General features: G+C 56.2%; 13 protein-coding genes. 4 read left to right on the forward strand and 9 right to left on the reverse strand.

From position 1 onward, the window contains the following. The first annotated feature begins 2 nt into the window (after window positions 1-2). The 4 genes from atpF (at window position 3) to SPHINGO391_RS02540 (ending at window position 4,397) form a co-directional block, all read left to right on the forward strand. Window positions 3-773, forward strand: coding sequence for a F0F1 ATP synthase subunit B (gene atpF, locus SPHINGO391_RS02525; protein ID WP_152007360.1), 771 nt, complete (start codon window positions 3-5; stop codon window positions 771-773). Further along, complete coding sequence (locus tag SPHINGO391_RS02530; RefSeq protein WP_152007361.1) at window positions 763-2,301, forward strand: F0F1 ATP synthase subunit alpha; 1,539 nt, start codon at window positions 763-765, stop codon at window positions 2,299-2,301. Before atpF ends, SPHINGO391_RS02530 begins: the two co-directional genes overlap by 11 nt. After that, complete coding sequence (locus SPHINGO391_RS02535) at window positions 2,285-3,214, forward strand: FoF1 ATP synthase subunit gamma (protein WP_152007362.1); 930 nt, start codon at window positions 2,285-2,287, stop codon at window positions 3,212-3,214. The genes SPHINGO391_RS02530 and SPHINGO391_RS02535 overlap by 17 nt, the downstream gene beginning before the upstream one ends. Window positions 3,215-3,812: 598 nt before the next feature. After that, window positions 3,813-4,397, forward strand: coding sequence for a cobalamin biosynthesis protein CobQ (locus tag SPHINGO391_RS02540; protein WP_152007363.1), 585 nt, complete (start codon window positions 3,813-3,815; stop codon window positions 4,395-4,397). Between the two features lie 71 nt (window positions 4,398-4,468). On the opposite strand, the gene SPHINGO391_RS02545 is transcribed toward SPHINGO391_RS02540, so the two are convergent. The 9 genes from SPHINGO391_RS02545 to SPHINGO391_RS02585 all read right to left on the reverse strand — a co-directional run bounded on the left by SPHINGO391_RS02545 (window position 4,469) and on the right by SPHINGO391_RS02585 (window position 15,281). Further along, the gene (locus tag SPHINGO391_RS02545) at window positions 4,469-5,596 is read right to left on the reverse strand and encodes a hypothetical protein (RefSeq protein ID WP_152007364.1); all 1,128 of its coding nucleotides are present in this window, start codon (window positions 5,594-5,596) and stop codon (window positions 4,469-4,471) included. Further along, complete coding sequence (locus SPHINGO391_RS02550; RefSeq protein WP_244615091.1) at window positions 5,580-5,864, reverse strand: hypothetical protein; 285 nt, start codon at window positions 5,862-5,864, stop codon at window positions 5,580-5,582. Before SPHINGO391_RS02550 ends, SPHINGO391_RS02545 begins: the two co-directional genes overlap by 17 nt. A gap of 362 nt (window positions 5,865-6,226) precedes the next feature. Further along, the gene (locus tag SPHINGO391_RS02555; protein WP_193217166.1) at window positions 6,227-8,617 is read right to left on the reverse strand and encodes a copper-translocating P-type ATPase; all 2,391 of its coding nucleotides are present in this window, start codon (window positions 8,615-8,617) and stop codon (window positions 6,227-6,229) included. A gap of 8 nt (window positions 8,618-8,625) precedes the next feature. Further along, window positions 8,626-9,069 (reverse strand): c-type cytochrome, encoded by a 444-nt coding sequence (locus tag SPHINGO391_RS02560; protein WP_244447006.1) that lies wholly within the window; start codon window positions 9,067-9,069, stop codon window positions 8,626-8,628. Beyond that, complete coding sequence (locus SPHINGO391_RS02565) at window positions 9,066-9,971, reverse strand: ribose-phosphate diphosphokinase (protein WP_152007365.1); 906 nt, start codon at window positions 9,969-9,971, stop codon at window positions 9,066-9,068. Before SPHINGO391_RS02565 ends, SPHINGO391_RS02560 begins: the two co-directional genes overlap by 4 nt. Next, window positions 9,968-11,476 carry a thymidine phosphorylase family protein gene (locus SPHINGO391_RS02570; protein WP_152007366.1) on the reverse strand — a complete coding sequence of 503 codons (1,509 nt, stop codon included), beginning with the start codon at window positions 11,474-11,476 and terminating at the stop codon, window positions 9,968-9,970. The genes SPHINGO391_RS02565 and SPHINGO391_RS02570 overlap by 4 nt, the downstream gene beginning before the upstream one ends. Then, complete coding sequence (locus tag SPHINGO391_RS02575; RefSeq protein ID WP_244447007.1) at window positions 11,473-12,861, reverse strand: MBL fold metallo-hydrolase; 1,389 nt, start codon at window positions 12,859-12,861, stop codon at window positions 11,473-11,475. The genes SPHINGO391_RS02570 and SPHINGO391_RS02575 overlap by 4 nt, the downstream gene beginning before the upstream one ends. A 22-nt stretch (window positions 12,862-12,883) precedes the next feature. Beyond that, window positions 12,884-13,423, reverse strand: coding sequence for a ubiquinol-cytochrome c reductase iron-sulfur subunit (gene petA, locus SPHINGO391_RS02580; protein WP_152007367.1), 540 nt, complete (start codon window positions 13,421-13,423; stop codon window positions 12,884-12,886). 1,159 nt (window positions 13,424-14,582) lie between these two features. Next, window positions 14,583-15,281, reverse strand: coding sequence for a CBS domain-containing protein (locus SPHINGO391_RS02585; RefSeq protein ID WP_035521355.1), 699 nt, complete (start codon window positions 15,279-15,281; stop codon window positions 14,583-14,585). Between the last annotated feature and the right edge of the window lie 140 nt (window positions 15,282-15,421).

Below are 15,421 nucleotides of genomic sequence, written 5' to 3' on the forward strand. Positions count from 1 at the left end.
CCATGTCTATTGACTGGATCACCATTGCCGCCCAGCTCATCAATTTTCTGGTGCTGGTGTGGCTGTTGAAGCGGTTTCTGTACCGCCCAATCCTGAGTGGCATCGATGCCCGTGAGACCGAGATCGCCGAACGGATGTTGGAAGCGTCCAGAGCAAGGGAAAAGGCCGAAGCCGCGGAAACCCGCTACAACGACTTGGCGGCCACTTTTCGCACCAACGAGGCCACGCTGATCGACAACCAGCGCCAAAAAGCCGAGGCGGAACGGGATACCCTTATAGCGGAGGCGCGCGCGAGGCTGGAACAAGAGAGAAAAGACTGGGAAGCGCATCTGGCCCAGGAAAAGAGCAAATATATCGCGCATCTGCATCGGTCAGGGGCGGCGTTGCTGGTGTCGCTGACCGGAAAGGCGCTGCATGATCTGGCCGATGAGACGCTGGAGGAACGCGTTGTCACCCATGTTGCGCGTCAGTTGAAGCCAATGGCGGCAGATTTGCGCAAGGCGGCTGATGCCGGCACTCCGGCTGTTGTGACGACACGCTACGTCCTGCCCGATGCTGCCCGCGCGAAGCTGGTGGCGAATATGAAGGGCTTGATTCCGGGTCAGAAGTTGCAGTTTGAAACCGACCCTGCGCAGTCAGCCGGCCTGGTCTTGCGCATGGGTGCCGTGCATGTCGCATGGACCGTGGACAGCTACATCGAGGAGTTGGACACCATGCTGGAAGAACGACTGGTCCAAGATCCCATCGTGAAGGTGGATAGCGATGGGCATTGAAAGTACCTATACCAACACAGATCACGACATCCTGCTGAAGGCGCTGCTGGACGGGCCCTCTCCGACGCCTGTGCTGACCGAAATCGGCCGGGTCAGCGAGGTGGGCGACGGGATTGCCATCGTGACCGGCCTTGCCCGTGCGCTGTCCGATGAATTGCTGGAATTCGCGTCCGGTGTGCGCGGGGTCGTCTTTGATCTCGAACCCGACCGTCTGGGGGTTGTCTTGCTTGGCGCTTCCGACCGAATAACAGTCGGCGAAGGTGTACGGCGTACACGGCACGTTGTCAGCGTGCCGGTGGGACCGGCTCTGTTGGGCCGTGTCGTCGATGCGCTTGGCCGGGCCCGTGACGGTGACGGCCTGATCACCGCCGTTGCAAGGCGCCCGATCGAGGCGGAAGCTACCGAAATCCTCAACCGTTCCGCCATCACACGCCCGCTGGCAACAGGGATAAAGGCGATTGACGCGGCGGTGCCTGTGGGCTTGGGCCAACGCGAACTGATCGTTGGTGACCGGCAAACCGGCAAGACGTCGATCGCCGTGGACGCGATCCTCAATCAGCAGAAAACCGGTGTCATCTGCATCTATTGTGCCATCGGTCAACGCGGCGATGCGGTGGCCAAGGTCATCGGGGCCATCAAGGCTGGCGACATGACGCAGAACACCATCGTTATTTCTGCTGGGGACGAGGATCCGCCGGGCCTATCGTTCATCGCGCCTTTCGCCGCCATGACCATGGCTGAGTATTTCGCCGATCAGGGCCGCGATGTTCTTGTGGTGATGGACGACCTGACCCATCACGCGCGTTCTTATCGTGAACTGTCGCTGCTGCTGCGGCGTCCGCCAGGGCGCGAAGCCTTTCCCGGCGACATTTTCTATTTGCATGCCCGGCTCCTGGAGCGTGCCGGAAATTTCACGGAACAGGCGGGCGGCGGCTCGATCACGGCGCTACCGGTGGTCGAAACCCAAGCCGAGAATCTGTCCGCTTACATCCCCACTAACCTAATCTCTATTACCGACGGCCAAATCTATCTGTCGCCGCGACTGGTGCGGAAGAACCAGTTTCCCGCGGTCGATCTGGGGGTGTCGGTGTCGCGTGTCGGCGGCAAGGCGCAATTGCGCGCGTTTCGGGACGTGGCTGGCAACCTGCGGGTCACGCTTTCACAATTTGAAGAGCTGGAGGACTTTGCCCGGTTCGGTACGCGGCTCGACGATGCGACAACGGCGCGCCTGGCACGCGGTGCCGCAGTCCGCGCAGCCCTCAGGCAGCCCGAGCGCGATCCGATTGCGGCTGCTGAACAATTGGCGGTTCTGATCGCGGCTATGGAGGGGCTGTTTGATGGTCTGCCAGAGGCCGAAGCAATTGCCGCGATGGGACGTGTGAGAGCGGCTGCAGCAGGCGCGCTTGGCGATATTGCAACGCGGATCGCTGCCAATGAACCCCTGCGTGACGAAGACCGCGAGCGGATCATCGAACTTGCGCGCGGGGCGGGCGAGACGATCGGAGGCGGAGATGGCCCAGACGCTTGAGATCCTTTCACACCGCACGGACACGCTGACCAGCATTCGCGGGATCGTTCACACGATGAAGACCCTGTCCGCCATCAACGCTTTGCCTTACGAACATGCCGCCCAGGCCATCGAAGTGTATCATCGGACCATTCTGGAAGGCTTCCGGGCGTTTGTTCACCACAACAGTGCGCTATTGCTTTCCACGAAAATACCAGCGAAGCGCGCGGTTGTTGTGTTCGGTTCCGATCACGGCCTGTGCGGAGGCTACAATGAACGGCTGGCTGACGAATTGTTCAAGCAGCTCGAAAGGCATGGCCCTGATGCGATCCCTGCTCGTGTTTTGTGTGTCGGCACACGGATGAAAGATGCGCTGGTCGCGCGGGGCATTTTGACAGAGCAAACATCGTTGCCACCCGCGTCGGCCGATGGCATTGGCCGGCTTGCCGGCATTCTTGCCACCCAAATTGAGGACATCACGCGCCAATCAGGGCCGGATCCAATCGCAGTCGATCTTGCCTTTACAGAGCGGACCGCGGGTTCTTCGCAAGAACCTGTATTACGAAGGCTGCTACCCCTCGATTCGAAAATGATTGCGGACCTTGTGGATCAACCATGGGTTTCGAGGTCCCTGCCTTGCTTCACGATGCCTGCCTCGGATCTGCTTGCCGAACTGGTTATTGGGCATCTTTTCTCAAGCCTCTTCCGCGCCTCGGCCGAGGCAATGGTGACCGAGAACGCCGCCCGGCTTGCCTTGATGCAACAGGCCGAACAATCGATCGATGACAGGCTTGAGGAACTGAAAGCAGAGACCAGATCAGTTCGGCAATCCGAAATCACAACTGAACTTCTCGACATCATCGCTGGGTTCGAAGCCCTGAGCAAGCGGCGCCCAAGGCCGGCGATGGCGTCAAATTATCCAACGCAACGCTGAATACCTCTGCTTCGAAGGAAAGGGCGAGCATTGTCGCGGCCGCGATTTTCGGGCATCGGCGAAATCACCGACAAGTTCTTTATGCTTTCTGTGTCATTCGAATTCACAATCCACTCAACTACCATCACGACAGGATGGACACGATTCTTCATGTCACTTAGAATTTAATTGTAAGAATACGCTGATTCGGCTTGGCCTGCCTCCGAGGTGTGATCCGGATTCAATGTTATTGCATGCTCGGCCCATTACGAGCCAACGAACGGTCGGAGCCTGGCATTCGTCAGTGACGACTTCACCAATGGACGCACGTTCTGCCAATCAGCCGATAAATGTCGCGGCAAAAAGCCCCCCGCCGGGTGCTTAGACCTGCCCGAATTTGGTAATGAGTGTCACGTGTTCTCGCGCGAACGGCTCCGAAGCGCGATGATCATCGACTAAAGGGTCATAGCGCCAAAGAGCGCGTATTTCCCGGATCAAAGATGCTAGGATTTCTACGAGTCGAGGGGTGCCTGAGTAAATGGTCATCTCAATTGCCACCTTTGTAGACCTGGCTATGATTGCGACACGAGTTATCTGAGGAAGATGTGAGTCCCGCAAGATGAATACGCCTACACATATGATCATCGGCGGTGCACTTTGGGCAAAACAAGATCGGCCAGGATCGCTGATCGCTGCTTTTGCGGGAGGCCTTGCCCCCGACCTGCCCATGATCGCCATGGTACTCTTTGCGACCAAAGTGACGGGAGTGCCGGAACAGGACGTGTACGGTATCCTTTATTTCTCTGATGGGTGGCAACGAGTATTTGCCATCGATCACAGCTTCTTGGTTTGGGGACTTGTCTTGGCTGCCGGGTATCTGCTTCGCGTGTTTACACTGACCGCCTTTGCCGGATCGGGACTTGCGCATGCGGCTGTGGATTTTCTGACCCACCACGACGATGCGCGACAGCAATTGTGGCCCTTCACCGACTGGAAATTTGCGAGCCCATTTTCATATTGGGATCCGGCATATTTTGGAAGTATTGTTGCGCCGCTCGAGGCGCTGCTCGTTTTCGTCTTGACAATAATGCTGGTATTTCGATTGCGACGCCTGTGGGAAAAGGCGTTGACCCTGGCAATTTCGGCTATATTCCTCGTACCGATCGTTGTGACTGGCGGATTTCATGGCCTGCACGGAATGTGATGAACTGTTCCATACAATAGCCCGCGCCGGACTTCTCCAAAGACCCAACAGATAATCGAGGACAAGATCAGTCACGATGCTTTGGCCTCAATGCCGGAAATGTCCATACGGGTTTCCGGTAATATTTCTTTAAGAGCGGCAATAGAGTCCGCCAGCGTCAGATAGTCTATAATTGTTGCTAGACCGACTCGCGATACGTTGCCACTCATGATTGTGTTGAGGGTAGCCAGAATCATTGTCGCCGTTGCGTCAGCCTGATCGCCAGTCGTCACGCGCGCATACGCAGTTGGCATTCCATCGTCACACAAACCTTCCACAATCATACGCGTGCGGATTTGCCCAATTCCTGGAAACCGTGACAATTGCCGGGATAGCCATTGAGCATTGCGGGCAATCCAAGGCCCAAGCCCGAGGCTAAGTGCCCAACTCAGCGAACGGGTAACAAGAGGTGGGTCAATAGCCACAAAATACCTCCTACCTGATAAGGCACCCGCTGGTTTTCCCGTCAATATCTCCCGTCCGGCGAAACCGAAACCAAGGGCAAGGCGCCCACTTTCAGAAGCATCAAAGACGAAGAGCCGTTGCAAGGCTCCCGCAGGCGTCTGCACCAGGCTTCCATTGTGGAAAAGCAAATAATTCGTGCCCGCGGTTGCTAGAAACCACTCTGTCGCCGCCGCTCCATAATGCCGGCCCAATCCCATCTCGATTCCGATATCAACGGCGTTAATATGTTCGTTCCGCGCAATAAACTCAGCCATCAAGTCGATCAGGCCCGGCGCCATGCCAACGCAGGTAATCAAAACGCCGCCGACATCGCGGCCTCGAATACCGTCGCGGAGGGCGTTTACATAAGCAGGAGAGGCCGAAGTCTCGAGAAATGTACAGCCATTTGCGACCATTTCGGCCACAAGTTCCGGCGGTGTTGCCTCCGTAAGGTTAACCACCAGCGCTTTGGGAGGGATCATCCTTGCCGCACCTTTGGTTCGGATATCGACAGTACGAAAGCAAAGGCGATCCGGATTCTGACCATCGGAATTTCTATCCGAGCGGGAGATGATAGTAATTGCAGCCTTCGTACGGTCCAAAAGGAGCGAGGTCAGACGGCTGCCAACATCACCCGCTCCCCCAATTAGCCAGATTTCAGGGCCAGCCCTTCTTTGCCCCTTTGGTGTAATTTGTGGCTCATTTGGAATGGGCATCACCTTCTGCTCCCATATGTTCCATTATCTCGGCGATCTGTTTGGGAACATCGTCCTTTGAGAACAGGCGCTGCTCCTCGGAATCGTGAACGAAAGCGATGATGTTGGCCAGTTCCTCGCCGGTAAACACGATCTGCTCACCGAGCTCATTCCGCTGCGCTTCAATCATCGCTGGGGCGCCGAGCCACATTCTGGCAACAAAATCAAAGGGGTTCATCGGCAATTCCATGAATTCGGCATCCAGTGCTGCGGCGTCTTCGCCGCCCACGCCGTTGACCGAGTGGCAGACAACGCAGCCTTTGGAAGCAAACAGTTTGCGCCCGGTGCGTCCATCCGGGGCAAGAGCAGTCCGCCGGACATCATCGACATGTCCCGTTCAGCTTGCTGTGCATTGGCCGTCGACATACCTGCCAATACAGTAGCCGTGATCATCAGTAGAGTTGCAAGTTTCATTGGGTTGCCTCCATTTTGGTTTAGTTTGAGTCTGAATAAACCGGATGCATCTAACGTCTCATGGCCTGCAGGAAAGCGGGCACTCGATGGGCGCGACAGTCCCCAGTATCTCCGAAGCGATTACGGGTATCGGCCATCTAATGTCCTCAGATACATTTCATTTTGTGAATCGCTCCTTCAGATTTTTGCACTACGTAGTCTGAGCGCATTAAGCACTACCGAAATTGATGAAGCGCTCATTGCAAAGGCCGCAAACATCGGGCTGATCAAAATGCCGAAAAATGGAAACAACAGACCGGCTGCTACAGGGACCCCGGAAGCGTTGTAGACGAGCGCGAAGAAGAGATTCTGGCGGATATTTCCCATAGTGGCGCGTGCGAGGCGGCGGGCACGCACGATACCATCGAGATTACCCTTGACCAAGGTGATGCCGGCACTCTCTATAGCGACATCAGCGCCTGTGCCCATCGCTATCCCGACATCCGCCTGTGCGAGTGCCGGCGCATCGTTCACGCCGTCGCCAGCCATGGCGACTTTACGACCCTGAGCCTGCAACTCTTTTATGATTCGCGCCTTGTCCTCGGGAAGTACATCGGCGCGTATTTCGTCAATTCCGAGCTGCGCTCCGATTGCTTTCGCGGTCCGCTCGTTGTCGCCGGTCGCCATGATGATGCGAAATCCGAGCATACGCAACGCTTTGAGCGCCTCTCGGGTCGTCTCCTTGACTGGATCGGCGACGCTGACAAGTCCGGCGACTGCATCGTCCAGCACCACAAACATAACTGTTTCACCTGCGTCTCTACGGGCATTGGCCTTTACTGCAAGGTCACCGCCGTCCAACCCCATGTCGGAAATCAGGGCGAGGTTGCCCAGGGCAACAGACCTGCCGTCAACCTTTCCCTTTACACCCTTGCCCGTCACCGCCTCAAAGTCGGTCGCATCGGTCATGTTAACATTTCGTTCCACGGCACCGCGAACGATAGCCTCGGCAAGCGGATGTTCTGAACCCCGTTCGAGCGATGCCGCAAGTCTGAGCACTTCCGCTTCATCGTGGCCGACTTCCGGCAGGACTGCGACCAGCTTCGGCTTACCCTCTGTTAGCGTCCCCGTCTTGTCGACGATGAGCGTGTCCACCTTTTCAAACAGCTCCAGCGCCTCAGCATTCTTGATTAGGACACCCGCCTGAGCGCCGCGCCCCGTCGCAGTCATAATGGACATGGGCGTGGCGAGGCCTAGCGCACAGGGGCATGCAATGATCAGTACTGCCACAGCCGCGATCAGCGCGTAGGACAATGCCGGCGCGGGTCCCCAGATCGCCCAGGCGATAAATGACAGAACAGCGATGCCAATGACCACCGGGACGAAGAAGCCCGCTACTTGGTCTGCATATTTTTGTATTGGCGCGCGCGAACGTTGTGCATTTGAGACCATTTGGACGATCTGGCTGAGCATAGTATCTGAACCGACACGTTTGGCCTCCATGATCATGCTGCCAGTGCCATTAATCGTGGCTCCGGTCAGCATATCGCCGAGTGTTTTTTCCACCGGTACCGGTTCCCCGGAAATCATGCTTTCATCAACCGACGAGCGCCCATCCACAACGACACCGTCCACAGGTACTTTGTCGCCGGGCCTAACGCGCAAGCGGTCTCCAACTTGCACATCTTCAAGTGGTATCTCCTCTTCAGATCCGTCCTTGCGGATCACCCTCGCAGTCTTCGCTGCCATATCCAGAAGAGCACGGATTGCTTTGCCGGTGCCCTCACGCGCACGGAGCTCCATTATCTGACCTAGCAATACGAGTGTGACGATTACTGCCGCCGCCTCGAAATAGACTCCAACATGGCCTTCGCTGTCTCGGAACCCCTCGGGGAAAATGGAAGGGAACAGCACTGCCACGATGCTGAAAAGCCAGGCCGCGAGCACTCCCATGCTGATTAGCGAGAACATATTGAGGTTCATGTGGCGGAAGGAATTCCAACCGCGCACCAGGAAGGGCCAGCCGCACCACAGGACAACTGGCGTCCCGAGCACTAGCTCGATCCACAGTGTCATGCGCTCGCCAAAGATGTCGCGCACGCTGCCGAACCCCAGATAGGGTCCCATCGTAAAAACCAGCAACGGGATCGTCAAAACGGTACCAACCCAGAACCGACGAGTGAAATCCACCAGCTCAGGGTTAGGCCCGTCCTCGGCCATCGCCGCAGTTTCCAATTCCAGTCCCATACCGCAAATCGGGCACGAGCCGGGACGGGTTTGACGTACCTGTGCGTGCATGGGACATGTATAGACCGCGCCAGAATGGTTCGCAGGCACTGTGTCATACTTCCCGTTCATGGCGGCAGGGCGGTGCGTATGCGCGTGCTGGGAATGTTGATCAATGTGATTATGATGATGGCCGGAAGACCCCGCAACCTCCTCCTCTGGCACAAGGTGCATGCCGCATTTCGGGCAGTCGCCGGGGCCTGCCTGCCTGACTTCAGGATGCATCGGGCAGACGAACCACTTCGGAGAGCCTGCAGGTGAAGAATGGGCGGCGGCCGCAGCGGTGGGATGATGATCTGGCATGGAAGCACCTACATTTTGTGTTGACGGTAAGCGATACCGTTAGCGGACTGCAGTTCCCGGACATATGTTACGATTTTCGCGACATCATCCCGACTGACTTGCGCCTGGGCGGGCATATCGCCATAGGGCCAATGATGCTGACGCACCCCGTTTTGGACCGCAAAGAAAAAAGCGTCGTCGGAATGGTGGCCTGGATTATATATGTCATGAATAAAGGGTGGCCCTTTTTCGGTACCAAGGGCGTTTTGCCCATGACAGGCGGCGCAGGTTTTGTTGAACAGGGCCTCCCCTTCCTGCGCGGCCGCTGACAACGTTGGCTCGACAAATTGACTGGCAATCGATCCAGACATAGGGGCACTTGACGGCGCGAATGTCTTGTATAGCCCGACCACTGCGGCGATACCGAAGAACCCGAGAACCAGGTTTCTCGCCATATTGCTTGATTTCTTCAAGAGTTCTGCTCCGTTATAGATGTGCTAAGTATCGATTGCATCTCGTGCGCCACTAATGTTGCGACCGATACACCGTTTGACGGGTGCGGTATGGTGTCGGTAGTAACCACTTGGGCGGCACCCGCAGCAAGAATGTCTTCATATGCGCTGCCTGCAAATACCGCGTGAATGATGATGCAAACCGGTGGGCGGGTGCCTGTAGCAGCAAGCCGTTCGATGGCGCGCACAATGGTCCGGCCCGAAGAGGCAATATCGTCCAGGATAACCGGTGTACCCTGATTCAGCGTGATACTCCTCGGCACACTGACTTCAACACTCTTGTCGCCCGTTCGAGTCTTGCGCAAGACTTCGTAGGGCCGATCGGCCAGCCTCGCCACCTCAGCCACCCATTGCTGGCTTTCACTATCGGGGCCTAAAAGAACGGCGTCAGGCAGGTTCGCCCTGATCCAGTCTGCGAGCAGTGGAGCTGAGGCCACACGGACCGTTGGCATCGGAAACACTTCGTCGAGCCGAGCGATACGATGTAGATGCGGATCGACTGTCATCAGCCAATCGAAACTTTCGCCGAGAAACTTTGCGAAGAGTTGCGCACTGACTGCTTGACCAACTTGAAATCGGCGATCCTGACGCATGTAACCGAGATAGGGCGCGATTAGCCCGACACGACGTGCGCCCATTTCCCGCGCTGTTGTCGCGGCAAAGCGCAGCGGTAATGCCAACCGGTCAGGGTCGCGGAGGGTGGCGAGCAGCGCAATATCGCTTCCATCCAGATCACCTGGCAGGGTCAAGAGGCTCTCGCCATCGGGGAAACGGTGCCAGTCGAGATGACGTAACTCGCCGCCAAGTTCTGGTGCAAGCGCTTGCGCGAGCGACAACATCTCAGGGAAGGGGATCAGGATCATTTTGCCGCCTCCGAAAGCGTCAGGACATTGGAGTGGCTTTCCGCATAGCCGGCCGAATAAGCAAGTTCGCCGGGTGTCTCGGCATGGATTTCATAGAGCGGTTGCCCCTTGATGACCTGGTCGCCAGTTCGTGCAAGCAACCGAACACCAGCGCTCTTTTGGCGGGGTGCGCCGGCCAGTTTTGCGATCCGGGCAATCAGGCGGTTGTCGATAGCGATAAGTTGCCCCGATACCCCTGCGGTTATTTCGATGCGCTGCGCTGCAGCGTCAGGTTCGCGGAATCCACCTTGCGCGGTACAGATAGCCAAGAACTTAGCTTCTGCGGCCCCGCTATCAAGAAGCGCTTCTGCCTCTCTACGGCCCCGCCCGGCGCGGGCACCGGGTGCTAGATCGAGGAGTTTGCCTGCCAAATCTAGCGCGCGTCCGCGCAAATCCAGCGGCGCTTCCTGCGCGCGCCTGAGTACAGCCAACACGTCCCGTGCTTCGAGCGAAGGGCCGATGCCACGTCCAACCGGGGAGGAGCCGTCACTTTGATGCAGCGTAACATTGAGGCCGATTGCCGCTCCCACCAATTTCAGTCTTACGCCCAGCGCCGCGGCGGCCTCGGTTGAGCGGACCTTGGCTGTTGGACCCACCGGCATGTCGATAAGCACGTGCGTTGCGCCGACTGCCGCCTTTTTGGACAACACACTCGCAACCATTTGTCCGGTGCTATCGAAATCGAGTGGCCGTTCGATGCGAATGAAATGATCATCGGCAGGACTGAGGTTCAACCCGCCCCCCCATACGATGCATCCACCTTCGAGCTCTACTACCTTTCGCAAAGCGTCGGCGTCGAGCGCCACGGGCGCCATTACCTCCATCGTATCTGCGGTTCCGGCAGGTGACGTAATCGCACGGCTCGAGGTTTTTGGAATAAGCTGCCCTGCTGCGGCTATTATGGCAACGACAATGGGCGTCGTCCGATTTCCTGGCAGGCCGCCCACGCAATGCTTATCAAGAACCACTGCTCCGCCCCAGTCAAGCGTTTCGCCTGCAGTCTGCATGGCACGGGTCAAAGCTACTGTCTCGCTCTCACTCAGGCGGTCACCTGCACAAGAGGTGATGAAAGCGGCAAGGTGAAGATCCGAAAGCCGATTGTCGAGTGTGTCTTGGATGATGGCAGAAAAGCTGTTCTGATCAAGACGGCGGCCGTAAGCCTTGGCGCGTATGGACGAGGCAGAAAAAGGCACGTCGGCATGGGAAAAATGCCCGCGGGCACCCAGCTGCGCGCCCAGCGCCTCCCAGCCCGAAGTTGAGAGCGCAGCCTCGTCGACCGCCAACCACCCGCCTCGCGCCACCACATTCAACGTCGCGATTATCCAGCGGTCACTCAGATCAATACGAATACGTGCTTGGGCTGAGAAGCCCTCCGCACGGCAAATATGGCAATCCTCGTTCATGTAAACGACTGCCTGACGATACGTATCAATACCCGATGGGATGAGTGACAGGGTGTTGGTCATCGGGGTCGATCCAGATTGACGGTTTCTAGGTGTTCCGGGGCACGCACTTTCCAGCTCAGTTCGTCTTGAACGCGCGATCGCAAGGTATCCGACGCGGATGGTTCCCCGTGCGTCAGATAGGTCATTTGAGGCGGACGGTCAGCGTGGCGCATCCAGTCAAGTATTTCACCTACATCAGCGTGGCCTGAGAACGCAGTCAACTGAACCACTTCAGCTTCAATTGCGAATTCACGCCCAAACATTTTAAGCGTCTTGGCACCCTCGGCTAGCGCAGCGCCACGCGTACCGCCCGCTTGAAAGCCTGAGAGCAAGATTGCGTTGCGCCGGTCGCCGCCGAAGCTTGCGATATGATGCAAAATGCGCCCTCCAGTCAGCATTCCGCTGGCAGAAACGATGATCATTGGTCCCTGGCGGGTGTTCAGTTCCTTTGATTGCTCGACCGAGTTAACTCGCTCGGCGATATCGAACATCGCCTTGCAATCTTCCCATGTGACATGATGCTCTTCGTGGTGACGGTGGTAGATGGCAGTGGCGTTAACCGACATCGGACTATTCAGGAAGACCGGAACGTGGGGGATTTCACCGCGTTTCATCAGCCGGGCTACATGATAGAGAATTCCCTGAGCGCGTCCGACAGCGAAAGCGGGAATCAGCACCGTACCCCCGCGGGCAAAAGTGCGCTTTAGAAATGGGGCGAGTTCGGCTTCCGCGTCGATTTTCGCGTGAGCCCGGTTGCCATAAGTTGACTCGCAAACCAGTACATCTGCACCGTGAAAAGGCTCGGGGGGGGCCATCATCGGATCGGCTTGGCGACCAAGGTCGCCACTGAAGTGCACAATTCTGTCGCCAAGTTCCAACCGGATCTGTGCGGCACCAAGCAGATGGCCAGCAGGGATAAAAGTGGCAGTGATGCCGTCACCAAGATCGATCCGCCGTCCGAAAGGGTGCGGGGTCAGTCTTTTGAGTGCGGCTTTAGCATCGTTCAGCGTATAAAGAGGGGTCGGGTTTTTATGTTTGGCGTATCCTTTGCGTTTCGCGTAGCGCGCCTCTTCTTCCTGGATATGTCCGCTGTCAGGCAGGATCAGACCGCACAGGTCTTCGGTAGCCTGAGTACAATGAACCTTTCCGGAAAAGCCAGCACGAACAAGTGCTGGAAGATAGCCGGAATGATCCAGATGAGCATGAGTGAGAAGAACGGTGTCGATCGACGCGGGACGTACCGGAAACGGTTTGCGATTGCGATCTCGAAGAGACTTGAAGCCTTGAAACAATCCGCAATCGACAAGAATGCGGCGCTTCCCCGCTTCGACCAGATACCGCGAGCCAGTGACGGTCCCTGCAGCACCGAGGAAACGAAGCGATTTCTTATAGTTTGCTGACATCATCTTGGTCCTCTTCGATGCAACGCTACCCAATGATAACCGTACCGGATGACGCCAATCGATAGGGCGGGACAACCAGGTTTTTTGGCGCTGGACCCTTTCGAATGCGTCCGGATGTATCATAATGAGACCCGTGACAGGGACAAAACCAACCACCCCACTGACCTTGCGGATCACCCTTCCGTTGCCCTAAAGGCACACACCCCAAATGCGTGCAAATACCAACAACGATTAACCATTCAGCGTCTTGGACCCTTTCGCTGTCCGTTTGCGGGTCGCGCAATTCGGCTGAATCATCTGCAACGGCGGAAGCAATCTGGGAAGGTGTACGTCGGTCGATAAAAATTGGTTGGCCGCGCCATTTGACAGTTACGCGCTGTCCCACCTCGATAGACCCTAGCGATACTTCAATGCTAGCTTGCCCCAGGACGTCGGCCGATGGGTTTAGGCTATCGATAAATGGCCACATCGCCGCAACTACACCAACTACACCCGCAGTTCCGGTCGCCACATAGAGAAAATCACGTCTGCTCGATTTTGCTTTGTCGTCCCAAATTGTGGACATACCCGTTTTCCTCTTTCTTTAACTATACGCACTGTTAAAAATGCGAATGATCAAGCAATTTTGCAAATTCTGTTAGAGTTATTATGTAGTCTTTAACTATAATTATCTCAATATTAAATTGGTGAAATATTTAGATAGCTATTGCATGCCGTATTTGTAATATGGAATCTTCATGATTAATCGCGAAGAATCGTCGAAAAAAAGGCAATAATATTCTAATTACTGTAAAATCTAATCGACAAGGCCATAATGATTGTCTGTCCATTTTGGATAGGTGCTGGCCAAAGGTCGAGTTTAGCCGCTCATAATTTGGTTCCCGTCATCACCCATTGTTTCGTTTGAATCATCGCTCCTCAAACCTAATTGGCCTTCTGCTGACGATCCGTTGATGTCTGCTACTGCGCACCTTGGCTGTGATCGGCCTGTGCTGTTGCAATGTCCGTCCAATTTTTCCTTGGAACCGTGTTCGGTTTAGTTCGCAGGTTTCAGATCCATGATGACCTCCTTTGCTGTGGGTTTCACGCTTTAGACGTTGCTGGTGGCAAACCATTACAGATTGACCGCAATCGTTCGTTGGCCCGCTCTCAGAGCGGTAACAAGGGGAATGCTGCCGACCTCTGAAAGCGGCTAGGCCTGCGACAGGCGGTTTGCGCGGGGACGGAGCAAACCAGACGTTCGTGATGACGCAAACCAGTCAGGGGCTATTTCAAACGGTTCATTCAATGATGCAAACCCAAAGAACCGTTTCCCATACCGGCAAAAGCGCAGTATGGCGGCCAGGAATTGACTGGCAATGATTGACCCAGTCTTGGTCGGAACTGACCGCCGCAATACCGGCCTCACCAGTCTGCACAATCCCAAGAGCTTGTGCGTACGGGACGCCATCGTTTCAAACGAAAGTCGAATTCCGCCGAAAGCACAAACATCGGCACTGCGGTGCCAGAGCGAACATGCCCGTGACAAAAAGGCAATATTGTTCAGACAAGCTTTCGACAAGAGACGCCTTTTCTGTCTCTTCATGCAAACAGTTCAGGCAGGATCGTTCTTGTGATCCAGGTCAATTGGGCACTCCTTAGAAAAACACCGCCGACGTCTTCAGGACCGGGTTGTAGCTCCCACCCGTCTTCGATTGTAGTTGGCGCCGGCACACGGCCCGTTCTCAGATCCCATAATAAGCCCAGGTAGGTGCAAGCCCCAACTGCAGGTGCACATTTTGCACTCCCTGCACATTCTCGATGGCAACACGGATCGCGTTTTCTTCTGCCCGACTGTCTACCAAGCCACTCACGGATACTTTTCCGTTTTCAACCGAATAGTTAATGAGATTGGACCACGCGACTGGCACTTCCTTCAGCGCAGCGTCAATTCTGATACGCAATTCACGATCATCGTCTGACGGCTCAGGAAGTCCGCGTTGGTCAGCCCTGGACAGGGCGTGGAGCAGGTTTGCGCGGCTCACTATTCCGACCAGCAGGCCTCCACGCAACACCGGGACGCGCTTGATTCGATGTGTCTCAAGGAGTTTCGCAATTTCACTGACTGGCGTTTCTTCATCTACCGATAAGACTTTTCGCGTCATGACGTCCGCGACGTGTTGACTACGCAGTTTGACGAATTCCTCGACGTTTTCAGACGCTCGAGCGAAAATCTCGAGCCACCACGATCGGCGTACGTCGCCCGTATTGCGGACCCTTCGCATCAGATCCCCCTCGCTAATGAGGCCGATCACCTCTCCCTCAGCATCCAGCACAGGTAAGGCGCTGACGTGATGAGCGAGCATCAGACGCACTGCCTCCTCAACAGTTTCATTGGATGAGAGCGAGATCACCGTCGTTGTCATGATGTCTTTTGCGAGCATGTGGAATTTCCTTTTCAAGTTCGCGGCGGCGGTATTCCCCACCGTTATCAGCGCGGGCGGGGACAGGGCACACTGCATCCGAGCCGGACTTCGTTACTTTTTGGGGCGCTCCGCGACGATTGCGGTCCAAAATGCCTCTT

Source organism: Hoeflea sp. EC-HK425, assembly GCF_902498795.1.
Classification (GTDB): domain Bacteria; phylum Pseudomonadota; class Alphaproteobacteria; order Rhizobiales; family Rhizobiaceae; genus Hoeflea; species Hoeflea alexandrii.